A 24321-nucleotide genomic window follows, 5' to 3' on the forward strand; every position below is an offset into this window, starting at 1 on the left:
CACAGAAGCTGTGGAACGCCTTGCATGAAAAGCCCCTTTGTTCTATAGCACCGCCATCCGCGTAGACACCCTTGGAGGCAACGCGGAATGGATCGGTCCGGCCTTGCACCTTGTGAAAGGCGTTGCGGACTGTTTCATGTCGTTTGCTGAATCAAATCAAAAACGACACTCCAGTAACTTTGAAAGGTAATGCCATGAGCGATACTTACGTGCTCAAGGCCGATCTGCGCAGCCGGGTTGGTAAGGGGTCCTCCCGCGAACTTCGCCGCAACGGCCTAATTCCTGCAGTCATCTATGGCGACAAGCAGGAGCCAATCTCGATTGCTGTTTCCTATAAGGAAATCTTCTACAAGATCCACGGCGGCGGTTTCAAAACCACGATCGCAACGATCGAAGTAGACGGCAAGAAGATTCAGGTTCTCCCTAAGGACTACCAGCTGGATCCAGTTCGTGACTTCCCACAGCATGTTGACTTCCTGCGCGTTTCCGCGAAGTCAGTTGTTACTGTCAACGTTCCGGTTCACTTCAAGAATGAAGACGCAGCTCCTGGCATCAAGAAAGGCGGCGTTCTGAACATCGTTCGTCACGATGTTGAGCTGATTGTACCTGCGAATGCAATTCCAGAAGCACTCGAATTTGACCTCACAGGTCTTGAAGTCGGTGATTCTGTGCACATTTCGGCTATCAAGCTGCCAAAGAATGCAACGCCTGTCATTCAGGATCGTGACTTCACAATCGCTACAATCGCTGCGCCTGCCGCTCTCAAGTCGGAAGAAAACGCAGACGGCGAAGAAGAAGGCAAGGACGGCGAATAATCGCTGTCTGCATAAGAGGGTCAGACAACCATGCTGCTCATCGCAGGACTTGGCAATCCCGGCCCTCAATATGCGCGTAACCGACACAATATCGGTTTTATGGCGGTGGATGAAATATTCCGCCGCCATAGATTTTCCAACTGGCAGAAGAAGTTCAAAGCTGAGATCGCCGATGGCGTGATCGACGGCGAAAAAGTGCTTCTCATCAAGCCAATGACCTTCATGAACCTTTCCGGCCAGTCGATTGGCGAAGCCATGCGCTTCTACAAACTGACCTCTGCCGATCTCGTTGTGATTTACGACGAGCTTGATCTTGCGCCTGCAAAGCTGCGCATCAAGACCGGCGGCGGCTCAGGCGGTCACAACGGTATCAAATCTATCGACGCGCATGTGCAGAGTTTCGACGGTGGTAAAGACTATCGCCGCATGCGCCTTGGCATCGGCCACCCAGGCGCGAAAGAACTGGTGCACAACCATGTTCTTGGCGACTTCGCCAAAGTCGATAATGAATGGCTGGACAAGCTGTTTGGCGCTATCGCAGACAATATTGGCCTGCTGGCCAAAAAAGAAGACAACAGCTTCATGAACCGCGTGGCAGTTGTCATGGGAGATGGCAATCAGCGGCCCAACGGCTTCAAAGCTGACCCTGCACAGACAGCAAAGGCACCGCCAAAAGCACAGAGCCATATCCGGCAGGCGCGTCAGAACGCTGCCAAGCCAAATATTCCGGCGAGTGGCCCAATGGCTGAAATGCTCAAGAAACTCTTGGGCAAGAAGGATTGAGCCGCGACTTTTATGCGGTACTCTTGACGCTTCATAGCTACATGTCGCATAGCGACACCAGCTTTATCCAAGTCGCTTAGCGGCATTAATTCTATTCTAGTCTGACAGGTAAGATCATGGGTTTCAAATGCGGCATCGTCGGCCTGCCTAATGTCGGCAAGTCCACGCTTTTCAACGCGCTGACCAAGACTGCGGCAGCACAGGCTGCAAACTATCCCTTCTGCACCATCGAGCCGAATACCGGTGAAGTTGCAGTTCCCGATCCTCGCCAGAGCAGTATTGCAAAAATCGCTGGCTCGAAGGAAATCATCCCGACCCGCATCAACTTCGTTGACATTGCTGGTCTGGTGCGCGGCGCATCCAAGGGTGAAGGTCTGGGTAATCAGTTCCTTGCCAATATTCGCGAAGTCGATGCCATCGTGCATGTTCTGCGCTGCTTTGAAGACGACGACATCACCCATGTCGAAGGCCGCATCGATCCTGTGTCGGACGCTGAAACCGTTGAAACGGAGCTGATGCTGTCGGACCTCGAAAGCATTGAGCGTCGCATTGTGCAAATCCGCAAGCGCGCTTCGTCGAAAGACAAGGAAGCAACAACTGTTCTGCCAGTGATGGAACAGGCGCTGGAACTGCTGCAAAACGGCAAGCCGGTTCGTCTGATGCTCAAAGACATTGCACCAGATGATCTGCTGATCCTCAAGGGTCTTAATCTGCTCACCTCCAAGCCAGTTCTTTATGTCTGCAACGTCGCTGAAAGCGACGCTGCCAATGGCAATGCACATAGCGCAGCTGTTGCGAAAATGGCTGCTGAACAGGGTGCTGAGAGCGTCATCATTTCCGCCGCCATTGAAGCTGAAGTTGCCCAGCTTGCTGACGAAGAAGCCAAGGAATATCTCGACGCCATGGGCTTAGAGGAGCCCGGCCTCGACCGTCTTATTCGTGCAGGCTACAAGCTTCTCGACCTCATCACCTATTTCACGGCAGGGCCGAAGGAAACCCGTGCGTGGACCATCCGTCGCGGCACCAAAGCTCCGGGCGCTGCAGGTGTCATCCATACGGATTTCGAGCGCGGTTTCATTCGTGCACAGACCATCGCCTATGAAGACTATGTGAAGTTCAATGGTGAAGTCGGCGCCAAGGAAGCTGGCAAAGCACGGGACGAAGGCAAGGAATATATCGTCCATGACGGCGATGTGATGCTGTTCCGCTTCAATACCTGATACAACAAAGGCCGCTACAAAATAGCGGCCTTTTTTCTACGCATGTCTCCCAAAAGTGGGAACCGGTTTTGGGGGTATAGACATGCGCAGGCAAAGAAACAGAGCGGCAACGCCGCTCTGGTGGGAGGAGACCGGATTGACTGATAAGACGCCCAAATATGCGTATGAAGATTTTACGCAAGGACTGAAGCTTCCCTTCGGTCCACGCACGATCACCAAAGAAGAGATTATCGAATTCGCCCGTGAATTCGACCCACAACCTTTCCATCTTGATGAAGAAGCAGGCAAGGCAAGCGTGCTCGGTGGCCTCGCTGCTTCGGGCTGGCATACGGTGTCGCTTTTCATGCGCATGGTCTGGGACGCCTATCTCAAAGATTCGACTTCACAGGGCAGTCCGGGCATCGAATTTAACCGCTGGAAACGTCCCGTTTTGGCAGGTGACACGCTAAGCGGCTTCTCGACCGTGCTTGATCGCCGCCGCTCAAAATCCATGCCGCATGTAGGTTTCCTGACCGTCTATAACGAGATCGTCAATCAGCGTGGCGAGGTCGTTTGTGAGCTTCAACATACGGCCATGGTCGGTCTTCGCAACCCTGAGCGCGAAGGAGACGACACATGAGCTTTATCGAAGAGCATCTTGGAGAAGAACTGACCATCGGCAGCTATACGTTTACCGCCGAGGAAATCATCCACTTCGCTTCAAAGTTCGATCCACAGCCATTTCACCTTGATGCAGAAGCTGCCAAGAGCAGCGTGCTGGGCGGCCTCTGCGCATCGGGTTGGCATACCACAGCAGTCTTCATGAAGTTGAACGTGGCATCCATTTTCGAGGCAACCAAAAACGCAATGAAAAGCGGTGAAGTCCCGCCAACATTCGGCCCCTCGCCCGGCTTTGAGAACCTCAAATGGCTACGCCCGGTCTATGCTGGCGACACGATCACCTATAAGCGCACCGTCCATTCCATTCGTCCGCTCGGCTCGCGTCCCGGCTGGTCAATGCTCAACATGAGCAGCAGCGCTTACAACCAAAATGGCGACAAGGTCCTATCCTTCGATAACGCCGCTATGGTGAAGCTACCCGCTTAACAAAAAAGGCCCGGAAAACTCCGGGCCTTTTCATCTGAGGGTGAGGTGAATCAATCGCCTTCAAATTCCACAAGTGTACGGACCGGCACGCCAAGCGCTTCGAGTTTCTTGCGTCCACCAAGGTCGGGCAGGTCGATAATAAAGCAGGCCGCGACGATATTGGCTCCCATCTGGAGAAGCAGCTTGGCTGCGGCTTCTGCAGTGCCGCCCGTTGCGATAAGATCATCAACCAGAATGATGCGCTCACCCTTCTCGATCGCATCGCGGTGCATTTCCATTTCATCAATGCCATATTCAAGGCTGTAGGCAATGCGAACGGTATCCCGCGGCAGCTTGCCCTTCTTGCGGATCGGCACAAAGCCAGCCGAAAGCTGATGTGCGATTGCACCACCAAGAATGAAGCCACGCGCCTCGATACCAGCAACCTTGTCGACCTTGTTGCCCGCATAAGGATAAACCAGCTCGTCGACGGCACGGCGGAACGCCTGCGCGTCACCCATAAGCGTGGTGACATCACGGAACTGAACGCCCGGCTTCGGATAATCGGGAATTGTTCTGATCGAGTCTTTCAAAGTGGCTTTGAGCGTCGATTCCATTGTCAGTCCTTTCAGAGCAGAAGCTTATGGCTTCAGCCCGATCAATTGTATTGACCACCCTTCAACCACGATATGGCTGGCACGCCAAGCTGCTTCGCGCTGTTTTGAGCAACTTGTGATGCGCTGCCAACAAAAAAGGGCACCTGACGATGCCCTTCTCATTGCTCTGGTTATTTTATCAATGCTTCACATTTGACCAGATCGCACGCTTGGCGATGTAAACAAGACCAGCAAAGAGCACCAGGAATATAAGAACCCTGAAGCCCAGCTTCTTGCGCTCTTCCAGATGCGGCTCTGCGGACCACATCAGGAACGCCGAAACGTCCCGCGCATACTGATCAACCGTCTGCGGCGAACCATCGTCGTAAGTGACCTGATCGTCACTGAGCGGCTTTGCCATGGCAAGCGATTTTCCCGCAATGAAATACGGATTGTAATGCGTGCCTTCAGGAATATGCATGCCCGCTGGTGGCTGCTCGTCATAGCCGGTCAGAAGCGAGTGAATGTAATCCGGACCCGCTTCGGCATATTGCGTGAATATATCGAAGATAAAGGTCGGGAAACCACGTTCAACGGCACGCGCCTTGGCAATCAGCGAGAAGTCCGGAGGCGCAGCACCATTATTGGCAGCAGCGGCTGCATTCACGTTCGGGAACGGCGATGGAAAATGATCTGTGGCAATGGCCTTGCGAGTGAACATTTCACCATCCGCATTCGGTCCATCTGTGACTTCATATTCCGCAGCAAAAGCTTTCACCTGTTCCGGCGAATAACCAAGCGCTTCCAGATTACGAAAAGCCACCAGATTCATCGAATGGCAGGCTGAGCAGACTTCCTTATAGACTTTGAGACCGCGCTGGAGCTGTCCCTTGTCGTAAGTGCCGAAGGGGCCGGCGAAGCTCCAGCTTTCCTGTTTGGGATGATGGATGGGATAATGCTCAGGCTCCCCTTCGCCACCACCGGCGGCAAAAGCACCGCCCATCGTCACACCGAGCGCTACCAGCGGAGCAATACCGAAGACAGCGAAACTCTTGAGGATGTTTTTCATTTTTACGTCCTTCATCTCGCGCTTCAGCCGTTGATTTCTACTGGAGTAATCTCGGCCTTGCCTTCGTTCTTTTCCAGAACCGCTTCCGTGATCGAATTCGGAATACGCTTCGGTGTCTCAATCAGGCCAAGAACCGGCATGATGACGATAAAGAAAGCGAAGTAGTAGAGCGTGCCGAACTGCGCCATCATCGTGTAAACACCTTCCGCCGGACGCGATCCCAACCAGCCAAGGAAGATTGCATTAATGACAAACAGCCAGAAGAACAGCTTGAACCACGGACGATAAACTGCCGAACGAACCTTCGATGTATCGAGCCATGGCACGACAAACAGGATCGCAATCGAACCGAACATCACAAGGACGCCACCAAGCTTCGAGTCGATAGGACCAATGTTGAAAGTGATTGCACGCAGCATGGCATAGAATGGCAAGAAGTACCATTCAGGCACGATATGCGCCGGGGTCTTGAGCGAGTCAGCCTGAATATAGTTATCCGGGTGGCCCAGGAAGTTCGGCATATAGAACACGAAATATGCAAAGAAGACGAAGAAAACGAGCGCACCAAACGCATCCTTGATCGTCGCATAAGGCGTGAATGGCAGCGTGTCGGTCTTCGATTTTACTTCAATGCCGGTTGGATTGGTCTGGCCAGTTACATGCAATGCCCATACGTGCAGGATAACAACACCCACAATCATGAACGGCAGCAAATAATGCAGCGAAAAGAATCGGTTGAGCGTCGGATTGTCGACCGCAAAGCCACCAAGCAGCAATTGCTGGATCGGCTCACCTATCACCGGAAAGGCGGTAAAGAAGCCCGTGATAACCGTTGCACCCCAGAACGACATCTGACCCCATGGAAGCACATAGCCCATGAACGCCGTTGCCATCATCAGAAGAAAGATGACCACGCCGAGAATCCACAAAAGCTCACGTGGGGCCTTATAGGAACCGTAGTAAAGGCCGCGGGCAATATGAAGATAAACCGCAATGAAGAAGAAGGATGCACCGTTTGCGTGCATATAACGCAGAAGCCAACCGGAATTGACATCGCGCATGATCTTTTCGACCGAGTTAAACGCAATTGTCGTTTCTGCAGCATAATGCATTGCCAGCACGATACCGGTAATGATCTGGGCAATCAGCATGAAGCTCAGAATGCCACCAAACGTATACATGTAGTTCAGATTACGCGGTGTCGGATAGGCAACAAAGGAATCATAGACAAGGCGTGGCAAAGGCAGCCGCTCGTCGACCCATTTTTCGATGCCGGTCGAGGGCGTATATGTGGAGTGATGACCACTCATATTTTCTCTCCCCAAGATCTGTTTTAGCCGATCCTGATGACCGTATCGGAAGTGAATGCATATTCCGGAATATACATATTTTCCGGAGCTGGGCCGCTGCGAATGCGTCCGGCAGTGTCATAGGTCGAACCGTGGCACGGGCAGAACCAGCCACCGAATGAACCCGACTCACCAAGCGGCACGCAGCCGAGATGGGTGCAGACACCGACCATGACGATCCAGTTTTCCTTGCCCTCACCCGCCGAACGCGCGACATCCGTTGCTTCTGCATCCAATGGAAGATTGGCATTACGCGCAGCAATGTCTTTGAGATCGGTCAAGGCTGTCACCTTGGCGTCTTCAACTTCCTTGGCAGTACGATTGCGAATGAAGATCGGCTTGCCGCGCCACTTAACGGTCATTGAAGCTCCTTCTTCAAGGGAAGAAACATCAACTTCGATAGACGCTGCCGCGAGTGTCGAGGCGTCAGGACGCATCTGGTCGATAAACGGCCATGCAAAACCACCGACAGCAACGACACCGGCCATTCCCGTCGCAATATACAAAAAATCACGTCGTGTCGGCTCAGCCGTGTCGTGTTCGCTCACGTGCCAATTCCTTTTTAACCTGGATATCCAATTGAAAACTCCCCTCGTCTGCGATGCACTTGTGCAAAAGCAGCCCCGCCCTTTGCGCTCACACGCAACTGGCAGTTCCACAAATGCTTGCAGAACGAAATTCCCTCCATCTCGACAGTAAGGTGTAGGCAGGTTGAAAAGCCTTGTCCAGACGCCAACCCTATAGGACGGCACCATGTCGCAGGGAGCCTTTTGGCAAACTTTCAAATGCTCTCAACCAAAAACCTCCGCGCCAACCTCATGGTGCGCGGAGGTTTTTATGATGAAGAAAATAGCCTTAAATTAGTTATCTATGCCCAGAAAACCGCCGGATTGCCGCGCCCACAGACCAGCATAAATACCACCTTGCGCGATAAGCTCATCATGCGTGCCTTCTTCTGCAATACGCCCCTTATCCATAACAATCAGACGATCCAGCGCTGCGATAGTGGAAAGCCTATGCGCGATTGCAATCACTGTTTTGCCATCCATCAGCTGACGTAGGTTGTCCTGAATGGAGGCTTCAATTTCTGAGTCGAGCGCAGACGTTGCTTCATCCAGAATAAGGATTGGCGCATCTTTGAGAATTGCGCGAGCAATCGCAATACGCTGTCGCTGACCACCCGATAGCTTGACGCCGCGCTCACCTACAAAAGCATCGAACGACTTGCGTCCGTTGAAATCTTCAAGCCTTGCAATAAACTCATCCGCCTCCGCCTGTCGCGCGGCATCCGCAAGATCGTCATCCGTCGCATCATCGCGCGCCAGCATAATATTATCACGCAGTGAGCGATGCAGCAGTGCTGTTTCCTGACTGACAACTGCAAAGGCGCGTCGCAACGAGGCTTGCGTGACATCGCGAACATCCTGCCCATCAACGAGGATAGCACCCTTCTCAACATCGTAGAGCCGCAGGATCAGATTGACGAGCGTAGTCTTCCCTGCTCCCGAATGTCCAACCAACCCCACCCGTTCGCCGCCCTTGATGGAAAAATTTATATTATCAAGAACTCCGGCTGCTTTACCGTAATGAAAAGTGACATCTTTTATGTCGATACGCGCATCGGTAATGTGCAACGGCTTTGCGCCGCGCTTGTCTTCCAGACCAAGCGGCGCCGACAAAAGCTTCATGGAATTTTCGATCAGTCCGAGTTGTCGCAACATCCCGTTCAACTGCATCATTAAACGCCCGAGCAACATATTAAGACGCAGGATCAAACCCAGTGTGAAAGAAACCTGCCCGACGGTGATCGCGTCTTTCGTCCACAAATCAATGGTAATGCCCGCAATCACCACAATCATCACGCCCGAAAGCGCAGTCATGGCCAGCCGCACGCCTGTCAATGAGCGCATGAATGGAAAGACCGCCGCGAGATAGCGCTTAAAGCCATCACGCATATAGCGCTCATCATCATCAGCAGTGTTCAGCTTGATTGTCTGGATATTGGAATAGCTGTCAACGATACGTCCGTTGATCATCGAGCCTGCTTCGGCAGAGGCTTCCGCATTCTTGCGGATGCGTGGCAGATAGTGCTTTGCGATCAGACCAAAGGCTGCGATCCAGACAATGACTGCCGCCGCCAGGCGCCAATCGAGCTGCCCGACCAGAACCAGCGTCGTGATACTATAAATCGCCATGAACCAGACGACTTGAATGAGACTTTCAATCAGATCGCCAGCAGACTGGCCTGCCTGCCAGACTTTTGTGGCAATACGTCCTGCAAAATCATTCTGAAAGAATGCGTAGGACTGTCGCTGGACATAAGAATTCGCCTGCCAGCGGATCATATTGTAAAAGCCCGGAGACAGCGTCTGGCCTTCGAGCATCGTCGTGAGCGCTGTCACCAAAAAGCGGATAACAAGAACCGTAACAGCCATGAACAGCAGTTCCGGGCCCGCGGCTTGAAACAGCTCTGACCAACTGCGCTCGACACCCGCACGCCCCGCCTGATCAAGAATATCGACCAGCCTGCCGGTGAAATAAAACAGCCCAGCTTCAACCAGTGGCGCGAGACCGCCCACAGCCAGTGCCGCTGCAAGCGGCCATTTGGCCTGCCGCGCATAATGCCAGAGGAAGGCCAGCGTCGTTGACGGCGGTCTCAGCTGTTCCGGTTCGCGGAAGGGGTTAACCCAGCGCTCGAACAGGCTGTAAACCGCATTCATCAATTGCTTATTCCTCAGTTTACCAGCTCTGGTTCGCTCTGGTCGTCAAAACCAAGGAAGCCACCCGACTGACGCGCCCACAATCCAGCATAAATGCCGCCGAGCGCAACAAGTTCCTCATGCGTGCCATCTTCGACAATTTGGCCCTTGTCCATCACAACGAGACGATCAAGAGCCGCAATAGTGGAAAGGCGATGCGCAATCGCGATAACCGTCTTGCCTTCCATCAAGGTGTTGAGACTGTCCTGAATGGCTGCCTCCACTTCCGAGTCGAGCGCAGAGGTTGCCTCATCCAGAATAAGGATAGGCGCATCTTTGAGCATCACGCGGGCAATCGCGATACGCTGACGCTGACCACCGGAAAGCTTCACCCCGCGCTCGCCGACATGCGCATCCAGTCCGCGCCGACCTTTGGCATCGGTCAGCAACGGAATAAACTGGTCAGCCTGTGCCAAGCGAATGGCCCGCTCAACCATTTCATCCGTCGCATCCGGGCGCCCATACATGATATTTTCGCGCACCGAACGATGAAGCAACGAGGTATCCTGGGTCACCATACCGATGCTTGCGCGAAGGGAATCCTGCGTCACTTTTGAAATATCCTGACCGTCAATCAGAATACGCCCCTTCTCCAGATCGTAGAAACGCAGCAACAGATTGACCAGCGTCGATTTACCCGCACCCGAACGCCCCACAAGTCCGATCTTCTGACCCGCCTTAACGTCAAGGGACAAACCTTCGATGACGCCTTTGCCTTTGCCGTAATGGAAACCGATCTTGTCGAAATCCAGTGCACCCTTCGTCACATGCAGCACAGGCGCGTTCGGAACATCGACAACATTATGAGCACGCGAGATCGTCGTTATGCCGTCTTCCACCGTGCCTATATTTTCAAACAGCGCAGACATCTCCCACATGATCCACTGCGACATGCCGTTCAGGCGCAGCACAAGGCCAATACCCACAGCCACAGCACCAACAGAGATTGAGGCGTTCATCCAGAGATTGATGCCGATCAAACCCACCGCGAACAGCAGAATGCAATTCGACAGATAGAGCGTGAAGTGGAACATCGTAATCATGCGCATCTGGCGATGCACAGTACCCAGAAAGCCATCAAGGCTTTCTTTGACATATGACTCTTCTCGGCTTGAATGCGAGAACAGCTTTACGGTCGCTATGTTGGTATAGCTATCAACAATGCGCCCCGTCATGGACGAACGCGCATCCGCCTGCTGCTCTGAAATCACCCGCAGCCGCGGAATGAAATAACGAAGCAGGATCAGATACACCACAAGCCAAACCGCAAACGGGATCATCAGAACAATATCGGCTGATGCCGCAATAAACAGGGTACCGGCAAAATAGACGATCACGTAATTGAGCACGTCCAGCAGCTTCATCACTGTTTCACGAACGGCGAGTGCTGTCTGCATCAGCTTGGTCGAGATACGCCCCGCAAACTCGTCCTGAAAGAAAGACATCGACTGACGGATCAGATAGCGGTGCATCAGCCAGCGCACACGCATCGGATAATTGCCAAGCAATGTCTGGTGAATAAGCAGCGAGTGGATCAACACGACACCCGGCAGAATAACCAGCACAACGCCCGCTATCAGCGAAAGCCGCCAGCCTTCATTGCTTAGAAATGTCTCGCGCGACTGGTGCGAAAGCCAGTCAACAATATTGCCCATGAAGGCAAACAGCGACACTTCGATAATCGCGATTAGGGTCGTAAAAATTGCCATGCCGATAATCCATGGCCATGAGCCACGGGTATAATACATGCAGAAGGCAACAAGCCCACGCGGAGGCTCGCGAGGCGGTTCTTCGGGATAAGCGTCGAGTCGTTTTTCAAACCATGTAAACATGGCGCCTCTTTTACTTGCACCCTATAAAATATGGAAGACAACAACAGGAACAAAAAGGGAATATTTTTGTGATGTGTGGATAGACCGTATTCCCCGCACGTTACTGAGCAGAGATATGTTGATGCGAGCGTTTCGGCTGAGCTCTACTCTTGCAGCCTGCTGATTTGTGCGTTACCCGGCTTGTATGGATCTGCGCATCGCTCTTTACCAGCCCGACATTCCCGGCAATACCGGAACAATTCTGCGCATGGCCGCATGCCTCGGCTTCGCGGTAGACCTGATCGAGCCTGCTGGCTTCGACGTCTCCGACCGTTCTTTGAAACGCGCTGGCATGGATTATCTTGAACAGGCAGCCCTCACCCGCCACGCCAATTGGCAGCAGTTCAATGACTGGCGCCTTCAGTCAGGCAAACGACTGGTGCTGCTATCCACCAAGGCAGCTGTTCCCTATACGGCTTATCAGTTTCAGGAGAATGACATTCTTCTGTTTGGACGGGAGTCTGCGGGCGTTCCGGACAGCATTCAGGACATCGCGGATGCGCGGCTGATCATCCCGATGGTACCGGGTGCGCGCTCCCTCAATCTTGCGGTTTCTGTTGCACTCACTGCAGGCGAAGCTATGCGCCAGCGAAATCTCGAAAGCGATTCTTTTTCAATCCCATAAAAGATGAAGCGGAATCAGTTCCCGAAGCAGATTTGAATGCGCCGCAATCTTGTCGGCAGCACAGAATAAATAATTCCAATATCCGGCCAGAAAGGTTCTATCTCCAGTGAAACCATCGTTCCGCACTTTTACTCTAACAGCTTCGATTCTTGCGACCGCACTCGCTACACCCGCATTGGCACAAGCTTCCGAGACCATTGCGCCAAAGGTCATGGTCATCACCATGTTTGGCGAAGAAGCAAAGCCATGGCTGGAGGGTGAAAAGTTCACGCAAAAGATCAAGCTTGCAGGTCTAAGCCCTGAATATCCTGAGATTGATTGCACGGCGGAAGGCCTTTGCCACATGACCACCGCGATGGGCTTTGCCAATGCCGCAAGCGCGGTTGCTGCCATGGCGCTGAGCGATAAGCTTGACCTCAAGCACACCTATTTCCTGATTGCCGGCATTGCAGGCGTTGATCCAAAACACGGCACACTTGGTTCTGCGCATTGGGCGAAATACGCCGTCGACGCCAACCTCAACCATCGCATTGATATTCGTGAAGCCCCGGAAGGCTGGCCGACAGACTTCTTCGGACTTGGCGCATCGAAGCCGGGTGAAAAGCCAAAATGGGCGGCTGGCACGGAAGTCTTTGAACTCAATGGCAAGCTTGCCGATTACGCGCTCAAAACAACCAAAGGCGTTGAGCTTCTCGACAGCGATGATGCGAAGGAATATCGCAAGCATTACACGCAAGAAGCTGCAACCAGCGCACCAAAAGTCACGATCTGCGACACCGCATCGGCTGACACCTACTGGCACGGCACCAAGCTTGCTGAGGCAACCGAACAGTGGACCAAGCTCTTGACAGATGGCAAGGGCGAATACTGCACTTCGCAGATGGAAGACAATGCCACGCTGACCGCGCTCAAACGCGCAGGTGATGCAGGCAAGCTCGACTTCAATCGCGTTGCACTTCTGCGCACCTCTTCTAACTTTGATCGTCAGGGTAAAGACCAGACAGCATCCGAGTCACTCGCTGCAAAATCGGGTGGTTTCCCACTCGCAACGACCAATGCCTATCGCGTTGGCAAGACCTATGCTGACAGCATCATCAAGGATTGGAAGTCTTGGGAACAGGCACCGCAGACTGACGCCAAGTAAGCCTGTAATGCTATAACGACTCAAAAATCAAAGCGCCTTTCGATCACATCGGAAGGCGCTTTTATGGGAGCGCATCCCGAAAAGTGCGAAACGGTTTTCGGATAAAATGCGTGCTATCGCAAAAGGGCTATTCTGAATCCTGTTTCAACGACTTAGCGACGGAAATTGAATCAGTTCTCTAATCCGATGTCGGCAACCGTCGCATTGTGAATTCGATCACATCATCGGGACGCTCGCACCAACTCTCGATTTCCGTCCAATAGGCAGCTTTCGGAAAACTCTCGAACCATTCACGTGCTTTGTCGCGCGCCGCCTGTCGTGGCAAGGCAAATGTCTCCCGGACAAAGCCATCACGCGGGAGTCGGCTTTTATTGGCACGGCCTTTTTCAAGCTGCTTGCGCAAGCCTTCAAGCGGCGGTTTGGGCGGTGATGCGTTCATGCAATTGCCTCCCTGTTAGGAACGTTATGATCCCGTAAGGACTTAAGATAGGCAAGCAACACGCTGATGACGAGTCTTTTCTTGGGGAGAGGAAATTGCCCCTGCCACTCATCTTGTCTTCGCGCTATGCCAGCGCACAGGACTTTGCTAAGTCTCTTTTCTATAAAACGATGACGATACATTGCGTAAGAGGATACAAAAATGCAGCGCGACGAAATTCCGGCAATCATCCCGCAAGATATCGAAGAGAAAAAACTGGCCGCGCAGAACTGGTTTGAAGAACTGCGCGATCGTATCTGCGCGAGCTTCGAGCAGCTGGAAGACGACCTGCAGGGCCAGCTTTCCGATCAGGAACCAGGACGTTTCGTCCGCACACCTTGGCAAAAGGATGAAGGCAAGGGTGGCGGTGGGGTCATGTCCATCATGCATGGCCGTGTCTTTGAAAAAGTCGGTGTGCATGTCTCAACGGTGCATGGCGAATTCACCCCGGAATTTCGCAAGCAGATACCCGGTGCCGAAGAAGACCCACGCTATTGGGCCAGCGGCATTTCGCTGATCGCGCATCCGCAGAACCCGAATGTGCCAGCCGTGCATATGAACACGCGCATGGTCGTGACTTCGCGCCAGTGGTTCGGTGGTGGTGCAGACCTTACCCCAGTGCTTGATCGTCGTCGCACGCAGGCGGACCCAGATACACTCGCTTTCCACAAGGCTTTCCGCTTCATCTGCGAAAAGCATAAAGACATTGTCGACTACCAGCGCCTGAAAGAATGGTGCGACGAATATTTCTATCTGCCGCATCGCGATGAAGCACGCGGCATTGGCGGCATTTTCTATGACTGGCTGCACTCATCCGAAGAACAGGGCGGCTGGGAAAAGGACTTCGCTTTCACCCGCGATGTCGGGCGTGGCTTCTCGGTCGTCTATCCGCATCTTGTGCGCCAGAATTTCAACAAGGACTGGACACCACAGGATCGCGAAGAACAGCTGATCCGCCGCGGACGCTATGTCGAATTCAACCTGCTTTATGATCGTGGCACAATCTTTGGTCTTAAGACCGGCGGCAATGTGAATTCTATCCTCTCGTCCATGCCGCCTGTGGTGAAGTGGCCGTAACAGGAGGATGAAGCAGACAAAAGGGCGGGAATTTCCCGCCCTTTTTTATACATCGAACGCTGCGTGAAAGGTCACTTCACCGGATGGCATATGACCCTTCATCAAAAGGCATTGGAAATACTCGGCTCCAACGCCCTTAAGCTTCAGCCGCTGGTCAGCTTTGAAACCAAACCGGTGATAATAGGCCGGGTCCCCAACCAAAGCACAGCCGTAAGCGCCATCTTCCCTCAGCCGCTTCAGACCTTCACAGATAAGCGCACGACCAATCCCCTCCCCTTGCTTTTCCGGCTGCACTGATACCGGACCAAGCCCATACCAGCCACAATCAGCGCCATCGATGAGAACCGGTGAGAATGCCACATGCCCGACAACGGTGTCCCCTTCTAGGGCAACCAGCGATAAGGTCAAAGCCGATGCGGCACGAAGAGCATCGATGATTTCCGCCTCTTTCTGAGTACTATATGGCATCGTGTGAAATGCCTCAGCAGTCACATACCGGATCGAGGAAAAATCCTTCGGCTGTTCTTCACGGATATGCATTGAGCACCCCCCTCACCGGTTGTTGGCTTGAGCGCGGACGTTGATGCGTCCTTTGAGCGAAATGCGGTAGGCACTTCCTGCACGTGATTCGATCAGCCGTTTTCGCCGCAATTGCTGGAAAACAGCCATCGTGCAATCGGAAAGCACATAGCCTTCACGCGTGTAGCACTCGATTTCGCAGATACGTCCGTCTTCGCGCAGATGACGAATGTAGCCGCCCTGCGCCAGCACGTGAAGTACGCGCTGTTCAATACGTGAAATATTCATTGTTGTTATGCCTGGATGGAAACCACGACGAACATCAGCACACGTGGACAGAAATGCCTGTCCACGGCCAATGCCATTTCCGTCCCTAAACATCTGCGCTGTAACAACGGCGCAATTACCGTTCGGAACGATCAGAGGCGTCCTGCAATCTCCGGCATCAACAATTCCTTCTAAGGCGCATCCCGAAAAATGAAAACCGGTTTTCGGAACACGAAGCGCGACCCCATTCGCCGGGGCAAAGACAACTGGAGGGAAAACCCTCCAGAGGATTATTTAAGAACGGCGTAGTTCAAAGTCAAATCGCTCAGGCTTTTGGCTGATTGCGAAGCTTCTCAGCCTGCGCATAAAACTTCTTTTCCCATTCATTGTGGTTATCCAGCCCTTCTTTGATGAAGGGGGTGAAGATCGCCAAATTCATCAGCGCCCAGTTGACGAAACGGGCCGGGAATTTCAGCGGCTTCACGAAATCGACAAACAACACCACACGCGTATGCTCGGTGTGGTTCCATGCTTCATGCTCATAGGCATCGTCGAAAATCAAAACCTTGCCTTCCTGCCAGTGACAAATCTGCTTATCCACGCGGATCGCAAGCTTGTCAGCCGGCTCCGGTACGATCATGCCCATATGCAGGCGGAGCACGCCATTATAAGGTCCACGATGCGGCGGCAGATGCTTGCCCGGCTCGAAGATTGAAAACATGGCAGTCGTCAGACCCGGAATATGCTGCACCGCATTCCACGTGTTGGGACAGGCCTTGATGTTCTGTTCCGACTTCACCCCAAAGCCCAGCAGGAAAAATGTCTTCCAGTGATTGTCGGTCGAGATCGTCTTCACATCTGACGAAATATCCTGAAACGATGGCAGTTCGCTCTGACGCAGCAACACCTTTTCCAGCTCCGCACGGATTGCCGGATAGGCCTTCTCAACCTCAGCCGCCCACGGGAATGTCGCATTGTCATAAACTGGCGGATTGCCGAGCTTGGCATATTTCAGATTAAGCCGCTCCGCCCATGCAACGATGCCCATGAAGAAACGCGTTACCGCACCCGGCCGCTCCATTGGCGCAATGCCTTGCGTGCCAAAATTTTGCTTGGGATCAGAAGAAGCATTCTGCGAAATCGAAGGATCAGGATTGGACATGCCAAGACACTTTCAAAACAAAACTAAAAAACGTTCAGCCATAATCTAATGAAACCATTGCTGAATTTTACAAGTCATCAGCCGTTCATTTTATTGAGATCAAGTTTGTCCAGAAGCGTTTCGCGGTCAAGACTAAAACCGGAGTCAATCCATAAAGTTTCGAGGTTGCGCAGCACTTCACCGAGCCCCGGACCTTTTTCAATGCCAAGTTCCAGAAGATCACTGCCCGTCACCGGAAACACCAGCGGCTGATATTTTTGCGTCAAATCCAGCAGCCGTGAATAGCCACCCGCGCGGATCATCGCTTCATCGCTGGTGGCTGCTTCCTGACGCGCCGATGCATAAGAAAGCCGGATGCGGTCCTGTATCGCCTGCGAGCTGCCGCGATAAATAAGTTTCTTCAATGCCTGCTCAGAAGTCTCCGACTTAACTGCGTCCGCTCGCGCCCAGGCTTCAAGCCGCGCACGCTCGGCATTTGACATTTTGAGCCGTTTGCCCAGTTCCGTCATCCGCGCGGCATCTGGCGGCACAATGCTTTCAAGCCGCAACAGCGCATCAACCGGCCAGCCAAGATCAGCTTCGGTGCGCACGAGGCCATGAATAGCATCAATACCCCATTTTTCGCTTTCAGGCAGAATTGCGCTCAGTACACCGGACTGTCGCATCCAGAGCAGCGCGCGCGAGGGATCAGGTGCGGCCAGAAGCTTTTTAAGTTCCGACCAGACGCGCTCGGCGGATAGCTGATCGAGGCCGTCTTTCAGCCGCGCACTGGCACGCAGACCTTCTGTTTCGGGACGCCCTGTTCCGTACCAGGCAAAGAAGCGGAAAAAGCGAAGAATGCGAAGATAGTCTTCGCGGATGCGTTCTTCCGCATCTCCGATAAAGCGCAAGGTTTTCGTTTCAATATCGGCAAGACCGCCGACATAATCGATCACATCGCCATTCGCCGTTGCATAAAGCGCATTGATGGTGAAATCACGCCGCTCGGCATCCGCTTTCCAGTCTGTCCCAAAAGCAACCTTGGCACGACGGCCATCGGTCTCAACATCTTTGCGCAAAGTCGTGACTTCAAAAGGCTGACCGTGAACAACCACCGTTACAGTGCCATGCTCAATGCCAGTTGGCACTGGCTTAAAACCGGCTTCTTTGGCCAGTCGCACCGTCTCTTCCGGCAGATGGGTCGTTGCAAGATCAATATCACTGACAGCTGTTCCAAGCAGCGTATTGCGCACCGCACCGCCCACCACACGCACTTCGCCGCCATCGCGATTAAAAGCGGCGAAAAGCGCCTGCAATGGCTTCGCATGCAGCCACTTGGCCTTGTCAGAAATATTCACTGTATCGCTCAACGGTAGAGCCTTTCATAAAGTCCGCGAATGATGCCTGCTGTCACGCCCCAGATGAATCGTTCGTGATATGGCATAGCGTAATAAAATCGTTCCTGACCATTAAACAACCGGCTTTCGCGACGATGATTGTCCGGGTTCATGAGGAAAGAAAGTGGCACTTCGAAAATATCCGCAACCTCGTCCGGGTTCGGGTACACATCAAACGGCGTGTTGACCACCGCCAGAACCGGCGTGATGGAAAAGCCGCTGCCTGTAAGATAGCGCGGCATATGTCCGATGATCTCGGCCCGATCAGACACCAGTCCGATTTCCTCATTGGCCTCGCGCAAGGCTGCATTTTCAGCCGTGCCGTCTTCCGGATCGATGGCACCGCCGGGAAAGGCAATCTGGCCGGAATGTTTGCGCAGCTTTTCCGTGCGCCGCGTGAGCAGCAGAGTTGCCTCCGGGCCGCGATCCACCACCGGAACCAACACAGCCGCATCGCGCATTTTTGCCGTTACCATTGATTGCGTGAAGTCAGGATTGAGAGAATGATCGCCCGTCAGATCATCATGATCCGGCGTCCAGTGACGCACGCGTTGCGCAAAATCATTGGCCGAAAACAAATTTTGCACATGTTCATTCATGCAGTGCTGCCTCCAGCGCATCCGAAGGCATAATCGGGAAAACCACACCATTCGATCGAACCGCAAACATCGTCACGCCATCCACCTCAATCTCTTCACCCAATGCCACCAGATCGTACATCACTGCACGTCCGACCAGCGCCTCAAGTCGTCCACGCACATTGATATAGGGTTTGAGACCGCCGCTTTCATCATCGATAACAAAGCGTAGCGGATGCTCCGCATCCACCTCCACCACGTCACCAACATTGGTGCGGAAAGTCAGTATCTGTGCCTCTCCCTCACCCGAGACCTGCATTTCAACAGCAATAAAATGGGCGTTCTCAACGCGGATACCAATTTTTTCCACCGGCGTTACAAGATAGGTTCTGCCGTCTTCATCCTTGCGCAGCACGGTCGAAAACAGGCGCACAAGCTGCGGGCGACCAATCGGCGTACCCATATAAAACCATGTTCCATCGGCGCGGATTTCCATATCCAGATCACCGCAAAACGCGGGGTTCCAGCGTTCAACCGGCGGAATCCCACGCTCTTTGGTGGCGGGTCCACGGGTTGCATCTTCTTGGGCACGCGCAATCAGCGCTTCCAATCCGCCGATATTTTCAACATCACGCTCAACGCTTTGCGGCGTTTCGTTGCCTTCGGGGGTGATTTTTATCATCCGACTCGGTTATCCCTGTCCGAATGTGAATTTAACTCTTAAAGTCATGAAATAGTCACCGTTTCACGGCTTGTCAGCATATATAGTGTTTTTAACATTATATTGCAGGTGCGGATATTTTTGCGAGGTCCTTATGAGCGTAGTTGTTAGCCCCGAAATCGCCAATCCCGACCAGATTGTTGCCGAAGCAGAAGCAGCACTCGCTGACATCGCTCGCATCAAGGAAAATGTCGGAACGGTTATTTTCGGGCAGGAAAGCGTTATCGAACGCACGCTCGTTGCGATTCTTGCTGGCGGTCATGCGCTGCTCGTCGGCGTTCCGGGCCTTGCGAAAACCAAACTTGTAGAAACACTGGGAACAGTGCTTGGCCTTTCAGGTCAGCGCATTCAGTTCACGCCCGACCTTATGCCCTCCGATATTATCGGCTCGGAAGTGATGGAACAGGATGCCGACGGACGCCGCTCTTTCCGCTATCTCAAAGGCCCGATTTTCACGCAGCTTCTGATGGCCGATGAAATCAATCGCGCCTCGCCTCGCACGCAGTCAGCCCTTTTGCAGGCCATGCAGGAGTATCATGTGACCGTCGCCGGTCAGCGCTATGATCTGCCTGCGCCCTTTCATGTGCTGGCAACCCAAAACCCGCTGGAGCAGGAAGGCACCTATCCGCTACCCGAAGCACAGCTTGATCGCTTCTTGATGCAGATCGATATTCTCTATCCTGAACTCGATGCAGAACGCCGTATCCTGCTCGAAACCACAGGCGTTACTGAGGCAAAGCCGCATGCGGTTCTTGATGCCGAAAGGCTACGCCAAATGCAGGCGCTGGTGCGCCGTATGCCTGTTTCGGAAAGCGTCGTTGACGCTATTTTGAAACTGGTGCGCTCGGCGCGTCCTGATGCCGACAATGAACATGCAAAGAAGCATATTGCCTGGGGTCCGGGTCCACGTGCAAGTCAGGCGCTGATGCTCTGCGCGCGTGCACGTGCTCTTTATGAAGGCCGTCTCGCCCCATCCGTCGATGATGTGAAAGCGCTTGCTGAACCAGTTCTGCAACATCGTATGGCGCTTAATTTTGCAGCGCGTGCCGATGGAATGCATGTACGTGATATCATCGCCAATCTGGTGAAGGCTGCTGCTTAATGGTGATTGGCGCAGAAGTTTCATCGGCAGACCGCAAGGATACTTTGGCGCGTGCCCGAGCGCGTGCAGCCAGTATTCCCGATCTGCTGGTCGAAGCACAACGTGTCGTGAAGACCGTGATGAATGGCTGGCATGGCCGTCGCAAACGCGGTCCCGGTGAAAATTTCTGGCAGTTCCGGCCCTATGTTCAGGGCGAAACACTGGCCCATATCGACTGGCGACGCTCAGCGCGCGACGATCATACCTATGTGCGTGATCGCGAATGGGAATCCGCACACACCGTCTGGCTATGGTGCGATTTCTCGCCCTCGATGCTTTACCGCTCGCAGCTTTCATCCGTTTCCAAAGAAGCCCGTTCCTTGGTACTGACCCTTGCACTGGCAGAACTTCTTTCCCGTTCGGGTGAGCGCATTGCATTCCCATCACTGTTGCAGCCTTTTTCAGCGCGCAATGGTGCTGAACGCTTAGCAAGCGCTTTAATGCATGACACCGCCTCACGCCCCTTACCTGATATTGATCAGATCCAACGTTTTTCTGAAGTGGTGCTGGTGTCAGACTTCCTGCAACCGCTCGATGAGTTGACAAACCTGCTTGATAATCTCGCACGCCGTGGTGTTCGCGCGCATCTGGTGGAAGTGGCCGACCCGGCAGAAGAGACGTTTCCCTATTCCGGTCGTACCGAGTTTCGTGATCCCGAAACAGGCAACACGCTTGTAGCAGGCCGAGCCGAAACCTATGCGGAAGACTATCGCCGATTTTATATCGCGCGCCGCGATACGCTGGCCGATCTTTGCCGCCGCCTTGGCTGGAGCTTTACCGTGCATCGCACCGACACACCGGCTACGCAAGCTCTGTCACGCTTGCATGACGCTCTAAGCGCATCATCCGGGAGTGCCCGCTGATGAATTTTCTGCCACTTGCTTTTGGCACCCCCCTCATTTTGGCCGGTCTTCTGGCGCTGCCGGTCATCTGGTGGCTACTACGCATGACGCCGCCGCGCCCGCAGGAGGAAACCTTCCCGCCATTGCGCATTCTGGCACAGGTTTTCAAACGCGAGGAAGTGCCATCCAAAAGCCCATGGTGGATGACGCTGCTGCGACTACTCATTGCAGCTCTTGTTATACTCGCACTTGCGTCACCTATCTGGAACCCGCGTCCTGTTGCCCTATCCGGCAATGAACCGCTGGCCATCGTCATTGATAATGGCTGGGCTTCGGCGGAAGACTGGACACAGCGCGTTGCGGCGGCTGAAAAACTGATTGCCGATGCAGAAAGCTCGAACGCGCAAATTTACGTCCTTGGCACGGCAGAGCCTGCCAATGCCGAGATTGGCCCTTATGATGCCAGCCGCGCATTGGAACGCTTGCAAGCCGTACAGCCACGCCCGATCCCTGTTGATCGCAAGGCAGCACTGGATCGCCTGGCATCGACGGTGCCACAGGGCGAAAAAATCCGGCTGGCTTTCATGAATGATGGTCTGTCGCAGACGACTGACAACGATGCTTTCGCAAAGCTCAATCGGGATGATCGTTTGGACTCAGTGCTCTGGTATGCGGCTGATCTCGACCGCGTTGTGGCGCTGACCAGCATTGAAAACAAAGTCGATAGCCTAGAAGCAAAAGCAATTCGCCCTGAAGGCATAACCATGCCGCGCACGCTGACGGCTTCTGCCTTTGACGATAAAGGTCGTCGCATTGCAGAAGCGCCACTGTCCTTCGCTATAGGAAATTCAGAAGCGACAGCGCGCTTTAATCTGCCGGTGGAATTGCGCAATGACTTCCGCGTCATCCGCATTGATGGCATCCAGCAAGCGGGAGCCACACGTCTGATCGATGCAGGGTCAGAGCGCCGCAATATCGGCCTTCTTGCCAGTGGTGATGGTGACCTTGCACAGCCGCTTTTATCGCCGCTGCATTATATTTCGCGTGCGCTTTCGCCTTACGCAAACCTGATCGAACCACGTTCCGCAGACCTCATGAAAACTGTGCCGGAGCTGCTGGATGCAAAGCCCTCCGTCCTGATCATGGCCGATATTGGTACCCTGCCGCAACCTGTAGAGGAACAGCTTTCCAAATGGGTTGAAGATGGCGGCACGCTGGTGCGTTTTGCCGGACCGCGCCTTGCCGGCGCCAACGAAAACGACCCGCTTCTGCCGGTACGTCTGCGCAAGGGCGAACGCGCTTTGGGCGGGACACTGTCCTGGTCCGAGCCGCAAAAGCTTCGTTCATTTTCCGACAAAGGTCCATTTGCTGGGCTGACAGTCCCGGACGATGTGACCGTCTCACGACAGGTTCTGGCCGAGCCTTCCTTTGATCTCAACGACAAAGCCTATGCGACGCTTGCCGATGGTACGCCGCTTGTGACAGGTGAAAGCCGAGGTCGTGGCAATGTGGTTCTCTTCCACAGTTCGCCCGATGCCACATGGTCGAGCCTGCCTATTTCCGGTTCTTTTGTTGAAATGCTACGCCGCATCGTATCGCTTTCGCAGCGCACCAATGCAAAAGGCGACCAGCAATCCGTTTCGTTACCACCGTATCAGCTTCTTTCTGCCTCTGGCGAGCTAACGCCGCCCTCATCAGAAGCAAAGCCAATTGTGGTTGAAAAAGACAAACTGCCCGATGTCAGCATCAACACGCCACCCGGCTTTTACGGCAATGAAGACGGTTTGAAAGCGCTCAATATTTTTGAGGGAAGCAACATCAAACTGCTGCCGATTACGCCGCCCGCGCTTTCTGTTGGATTAACGCCTGCATTCTATGGTGCAGATCAGTCCATTTCGCTGCGCGGGCCATTCTTCGCAATTGCCGCGATGCTTCTGGCGCTCGACACATTGCTAATGCTCTGGCTGCGTGGCGCGTTCCGTCGTCGCATGAAAATCCGCTCGAAAATTGCAGGCATCGCCATTCTAATCGCTGCGGCTTCTGCTATCAGCCTGATGCCGGTCTCTGTGCCTTCCGCACACGCTCAAACCCACGATGACAGCAAGCCCGGCGATGAAGCCATTATCAATTCCGTCTCACAAACCCACCTCGCCTATATCATCACTGGCAATGCAGCGACCGATGACATCAGCAAAGCTGGTCTGCGCGGACTGACTTTTGCGCTTAGCGATAAAACAGCGTTAGAGCCGGGTGATCCGATTGGCGTTGATCCGGCCAAGGACGAGCTGGCCTTCTATCCACTGATCTATTGGCCGATTGATCCCGATGCGCCAATGCCGACGCCTGAAGCAATCGCCAAGGTGGACGCCTATATGCAGCAGGGTGGAACCGTACTTTTTGATACGCGTGACCAATTGCAGGCCGGTGCGAGCCTTGATGCATCGGCCTCCCCCGCCAATCAGCGCCTGCGCACGATTCTCGACGGCATGAATGTGCCGCCGCTTGAGCCTGTTCCCGACGATCATGTGCTGACCAAATCTTTCTTCATCATGCCGGATTTTCCCGGTCGCTATGAAGGCAGTCCGCTCTGGGTTGAAGCAACGGCATCACCCGATGCGACACGCGACCGGCCCGTGCGCACCGGCGATGGCGTCTCGCCTATCATGATCACCGCCAATGATTTTGCAGGCGCTTGGGCAGTCGACGAACAGGGCAACCCGATGTTGCCAACCGTGCCCAATGATCCGATGCAGCGCATCTATGCCATTCGTGGCGGCGTCAATATCGTCATGTATATGCTCACCGGCAATTACAAATCTGATCAAGTCCATGTTCCCGACCTGCTGGAACGGCTGGGGAACTAA

Annotated in this window: 24 protein-coding genes; 11 read left to right on the top strand and 13 right to left on the bottom strand. The window is 53.7% G+C overall.

The features are described 5' to 3' along the window. Window positions 1-194 precede the first annotated feature (194 nt). The 5 genes from U2P60_RS17490 (at window position 195) to U2P60_RS17510 (ending at window position 3904) form a co-directional block, all read left to right on the top strand. Window positions 195-815 carry a 50S ribosomal protein L25/general stress protein Ctc gene (locus U2P60_RS17490; protein WP_313826862.1) on the top strand — a complete coding sequence of 207 codons (621 nt, stop codon included), beginning with the start codon at window positions 195-197 and terminating at the stop codon, window positions 813-815. A 30-nt stretch (window positions 816-845) separates the two neighbouring features. After that, a complete protein-coding gene (gene pth, locus U2P60_RS17495; protein WP_413573513.1) occupies window positions 846-1598 on the top strand; it encodes an aminoacyl-tRNA hydrolase in 753 nt (250 codons plus the stop codon). A gap of 116 nt (window positions 1599-1714) precedes the next feature. Continuing rightward, on the top strand, window positions 1715-2818 hold the full coding sequence (gene ychF / locus U2P60_RS17500; protein WP_313826864.1) for a redox-regulated ATPase YchF: 1104 nt from the start codon (window positions 1715-1717) through the stop codon (window positions 2816-2818). Window positions 2819-2954: 136 nt separating this feature from the next. Continuing rightward, a complete protein-coding gene (locus U2P60_RS17505) occupies window positions 2955-3437 on the top strand; it encodes a MaoC family dehydratase (RefSeq protein ID WP_313826865.1) in 483 nt (160 codons plus the stop codon). After that, window positions 3434-3904, top strand: coding sequence for a MaoC family dehydratase (locus U2P60_RS17510; RefSeq protein ID WP_313826866.1), 471 nt, complete (start codon window positions 3434-3436; stop codon window positions 3902-3904). Before U2P60_RS17505 ends, U2P60_RS17510 begins: the two co-directional genes overlap by 4 nt. A gap of 50 nt (window positions 3905-3954) precedes the next feature. Here the strand turns inward: U2P60_RS17510 and U2P60_RS17515 are convergent, their stop codons facing one another. The 6 genes from U2P60_RS17515 to U2P60_RS17540 form a co-directional block, all read right to left on the bottom strand. After that, entirely contained in the window at window positions 3955-4500 is a 546-nt protein-coding gene (locus U2P60_RS17515) for an adenine phosphoribosyltransferase (protein WP_313826867.1), read from the bottom strand. Window positions 4501-4678: 178 nt separating this feature from the next. Beyond that, the gene (locus U2P60_RS17520; protein WP_313826868.1) at window positions 4679-5548 is read right to left on the bottom strand and encodes a cytochrome c1; all 870 of its coding nucleotides are present in this window, start codon (window positions 5546-5548) and stop codon (window positions 4679-4681) included. Window positions 5549-5571: 23 nt separating this feature from the next. Then, window positions 5572-6858, bottom strand: a complete 1287-nt coding sequence (locus U2P60_RS17525; RefSeq protein WP_313826869.1) for a cytochrome b — start codon at window positions 6856-6858, stop codon at window positions 5572-5574. Window positions 6859-6881: 23 nt separating this feature from the next. Further along, the gene (gene petA / locus U2P60_RS17530; RefSeq protein ID WP_313826870.1) at window positions 6882-7445 is read right to left on the bottom strand and encodes a ubiquinol-cytochrome c reductase iron-sulfur subunit; all 564 of its coding nucleotides are present in this window, start codon (window positions 7443-7445) and stop codon (window positions 6882-6884) included. Window positions 7446-7757: 312 nt separating this feature from the next. Beyond that, window positions 7758-9617, bottom strand: coding sequence for an ABC transporter ATP-binding protein (locus U2P60_RS17535; RefSeq protein WP_413573855.1), 1860 nt, complete (start codon window positions 9615-9617; stop codon window positions 7758-7760). 14 nt (window positions 9618-9631) lie between these two features. Then, complete coding sequence (locus tag U2P60_RS17540) at window positions 9632-11488, bottom strand: ABC transporter ATP-binding protein (protein ID WP_313826872.1); 1857 nt, start codon at window positions 11486-11488, stop codon at window positions 9632-9634. 184 nt (window positions 11489-11672) lie between these two features. Between U2P60_RS17540 and U2P60_RS17545 the strand changes: the two genes are divergently transcribed. Continuing rightward, complete coding sequence (locus U2P60_RS17545; protein WP_413573514.1) at window positions 11673-12152, top strand: tRNA (cytidine(34)-2'-O)-methyltransferase; 480 nt, start codon at window positions 11673-11675, stop codon at window positions 12150-12152. A gap of 145 nt (window positions 12153-12297) precedes the next feature. Then, complete coding sequence (locus tag U2P60_RS17550) at window positions 12298-13296, top strand: purine-nucleoside phosphorylase (protein ID WP_413573857.1); 999 nt, start codon at window positions 12298-12300, stop codon at window positions 13294-13296. A 178-nt stretch (window positions 13297-13474) separates the two neighbouring features. Here the strand turns inward: U2P60_RS17550 and U2P60_RS17555 are convergent, their stop codons facing one another. Further along, window positions 13475-13735 (bottom strand): hypothetical protein, encoded by a 261-nt coding sequence (locus U2P60_RS17555; RefSeq protein ID WP_250038759.1) that lies wholly within the window; start codon window positions 13733-13735, stop codon window positions 13475-13477. 201 nt (window positions 13736-13936) lie between these two features. Here U2P60_RS17555 and hemF point away from each other — a divergent pair, with 201 nt between their 5' ends. After that, complete coding sequence (gene hemF / locus U2P60_RS17560; protein WP_313826875.1) at window positions 13937-14851, top strand: oxygen-dependent coproporphyrinogen oxidase; 915 nt, start codon at window positions 13937-13939, stop codon at window positions 14849-14851. Between the two features lie 45 nt (window positions 14852-14896). On the opposite strand, the gene U2P60_RS17565 is transcribed toward hemF, so the two are convergent. From U2P60_RS17565 to U2P60_RS17590, 6 genes are all read right to left on the bottom strand, one after another. After that, window positions 14897-15391 (bottom strand): GNAT family N-acetyltransferase, encoded by a 495-nt coding sequence (locus U2P60_RS17565; protein ID WP_413573515.1) that lies wholly within the window; start codon window positions 15389-15391, stop codon window positions 14897-14899. A 12-nt stretch (window positions 15392-15403) separates the two neighbouring features. Beyond that, complete coding sequence (locus tag U2P60_RS17570) at window positions 15404-15658, bottom strand: YjhX family toxin (RefSeq protein WP_273726623.1); 255 nt, start codon at window positions 15656-15658, stop codon at window positions 15404-15406. Between the two features lie 304 nt (window positions 15659-15962). Next, window positions 15963-16799 (bottom strand): aspartyl/asparaginyl beta-hydroxylase domain-containing protein, encoded by an 837-nt coding sequence (locus U2P60_RS17575; protein WP_313826876.1) that lies wholly within the window; start codon window positions 16797-16799, stop codon window positions 15963-15965. 77 nt (window positions 16800-16876) lie between these two features. After that, window positions 16877-18148 carry a CCA tRNA nucleotidyltransferase gene (locus U2P60_RS17580; protein ID WP_413573516.1) on the bottom strand — a complete coding sequence of 424 codons (1272 nt, stop codon included), beginning with the start codon at window positions 18146-18148 and terminating at the stop codon, window positions 16877-16879. Continuing rightward, window positions 18145-18774: a CoA pyrophosphatase gene (locus U2P60_RS17585; RefSeq protein WP_413573517.1), complete on the bottom strand. Its 630-nt coding sequence runs from the start codon at window positions 18772-18774 to the stop codon at window positions 18145-18147. Before U2P60_RS17585 ends, U2P60_RS17580 begins: the two co-directional genes overlap by 4 nt. After that, window positions 18767-19435, bottom strand: coding sequence for a DUF1285 domain-containing protein (locus tag U2P60_RS17590; RefSeq protein ID WP_413573518.1), 669 nt, complete (start codon window positions 19433-19435; stop codon window positions 18767-18769). The genes U2P60_RS17585 and U2P60_RS17590 overlap by 8 nt, the downstream gene beginning before the upstream one ends. A 133-nt stretch (window positions 19436-19568) precedes the next feature. On the opposite strand from U2P60_RS17590, the gene U2P60_RS17595 reads away from it, so the two are divergent. From U2P60_RS17595 to U2P60_RS17605, 3 genes are read left to right on the top strand one after another with little or no spacing between them, the layout of a single operon-like run. Then, window positions 19569-20576: a MoxR family ATPase gene (locus tag U2P60_RS17595; protein ID WP_313826880.1), complete on the top strand. Its 1008-nt coding sequence runs from the start codon at window positions 19569-19571 to the stop codon at window positions 20574-20576. Continuing rightward, the gene (locus U2P60_RS17600) at window positions 20576-21478 is read left to right on the top strand and encodes a DUF58 domain-containing protein (protein ID WP_413573519.1); all 903 of its coding nucleotides are present in this window, start codon (window positions 20576-20578) and stop codon (window positions 21476-21478) included. The genes U2P60_RS17595 and U2P60_RS17600 overlap by 1 nt, the downstream gene beginning before the upstream one ends. Next, on the top strand, window positions 21478-24321 hold the full coding sequence (locus tag U2P60_RS17605; protein ID WP_413573520.1) for a DUF4159 domain-containing protein: 2844 nt from the start codon (window positions 21478-21480) through the stop codon (window positions 24319-24321). The genes U2P60_RS17600 and U2P60_RS17605 overlap by 1 nt, the downstream gene beginning before the upstream one ends.

Origin of the sequence: Brucella sp. H1_1004 (assembly GCF_047308065.1) — a bacterium.
Classification (GTDB): Bacteria; Pseudomonadota; Alphaproteobacteria; order Rhizobiales; family Rhizobiaceae; genus Brucella; species Brucella pseudogrignonensis_B.

Bases quoted from the DNA above. Each gene is read 5' to 3' on its own strand.
- U2P60_RS17490 (WP_313826862.1), top strand. From the start codon at position 195: ATGAGCGATACTTACGTGCTCAAGGCCGATCTGCGCAGCCGGGTTGGT.
- pth (WP_413573513.1), top strand. From the start codon at position 846: ATGCTGCTCATCGCAGGACTTGGCAATCCCGGCCCTCAATATGCGCGT.
- ychF (WP_313826864.1), top strand. From the start codon at position 1,715: ATGGGTTTCAAATGCGGCATCGTCGGCCTGCCTAATGTCGGCAAGTCC.
- U2P60_RS17510 (WP_313826866.1), top strand. From the start codon at position 3,434: ATGAGCTTTATCGAAGAGCATCTTGGAGAAGAACTGACCATCGGCAGC.
- U2P60_RS17515 (WP_313826867.1), bottom strand. From the start codon at position 4,500: ATGGAATCGACGCTCAAAGCCACTTTGAAAGACTCGATCAGAACAATT.
- U2P60_RS17520 (WP_313826868.1), bottom strand. From the start codon at position 5,548: ATGAAAAACATCCTCAAGAGTTTCGCTGTCTTCGGTATTGCTCCGCTG.
- U2P60_RS17525 (WP_313826869.1), bottom strand. From the start codon at position 6,858: ATGAGTGGTCATCACTCCACATATACGCCCTCGACCGGCATCGAAAAA.
- U2P60_RS17535 (WP_413573855.1), bottom strand. From the start codon at position 9,617: ATGAATGCGGTTTACAGCCTGTTCGAGCGCTGGGTTAACCCCTTCCGC.
- U2P60_RS17540 (WP_313826872.1), bottom strand. From the start codon at position 11,488: ATGTTTACATGGTTTGAAAAACGACTCGACGCTTATCCCGAAGAACCG.
- U2P60_RS17545 (WP_413573514.1), top strand. From the start codon at position 11,673: ATGGATCTGCGCATCGCTCTTTACCAGCCCGACATTCCCGGCAATACC.
- U2P60_RS17555 (WP_250038759.1), bottom strand. From the start codon at position 13,735: ATGAACGCATCACCGCCCAAACCGCCGCTTGAAGGCTTGCGCAAGCAG.
- hemF (WP_313826875.1), top strand. From the start codon at position 13,937: ATGCAGCGCGACGAAATTCCGGCAATCATCCCGCAAGATATCGAAGAG.
- U2P60_RS17565 (WP_413573515.1), bottom strand. From the start codon at position 15,391: ATGCATATCCGTGAAGAACAGCCGAAGGATTTTTCCTCGATCCGGTAT.
- U2P60_RS17570 (WP_273726623.1), bottom strand. From the start codon at position 15,658: ATGAATATTTCACGTATTGAACAGCGCGTACTTCACGTGCTGGCGCAG.
- U2P60_RS17575 (WP_313826876.1), bottom strand. From the start codon at position 16,799: ATGTCCAATCCTGATCCTTCGATTTCGCAGAATGCTTCTTCTGATCCC.
- U2P60_RS17585 (WP_413573517.1), bottom strand. From the start codon at position 18,774: ATGAATGAACATGTGCAAAATTTGTTTTCGGCCAATGATTTTGCGCAA.
- U2P60_RS17590 (WP_413573518.1), bottom strand. From the start codon at position 19,435: ATGATAAAAATCACCCCCGAAGGCAACGAAACGCCGCAAAGCGTTGAG.
- U2P60_RS17595 (WP_313826880.1), top strand. From the start codon at position 19,569: ATGAGCGTAGTTGTTAGCCCCGAAATCGCCAATCCCGACCAGATTGTT.
- U2P60_RS17600 (WP_413573519.1), top strand. From the start codon at position 20,576: ATGGTGATTGGCGCAGAAGTTTCATCGGCAGACCGCAAGGATACTTTG.
- U2P60_RS17605 (WP_413573520.1), top strand. From the start codon at position 21,478: ATGAATTTTCTGCCACTTGCTTTTGGCACCCCCCTCATTTTGGCCGGT.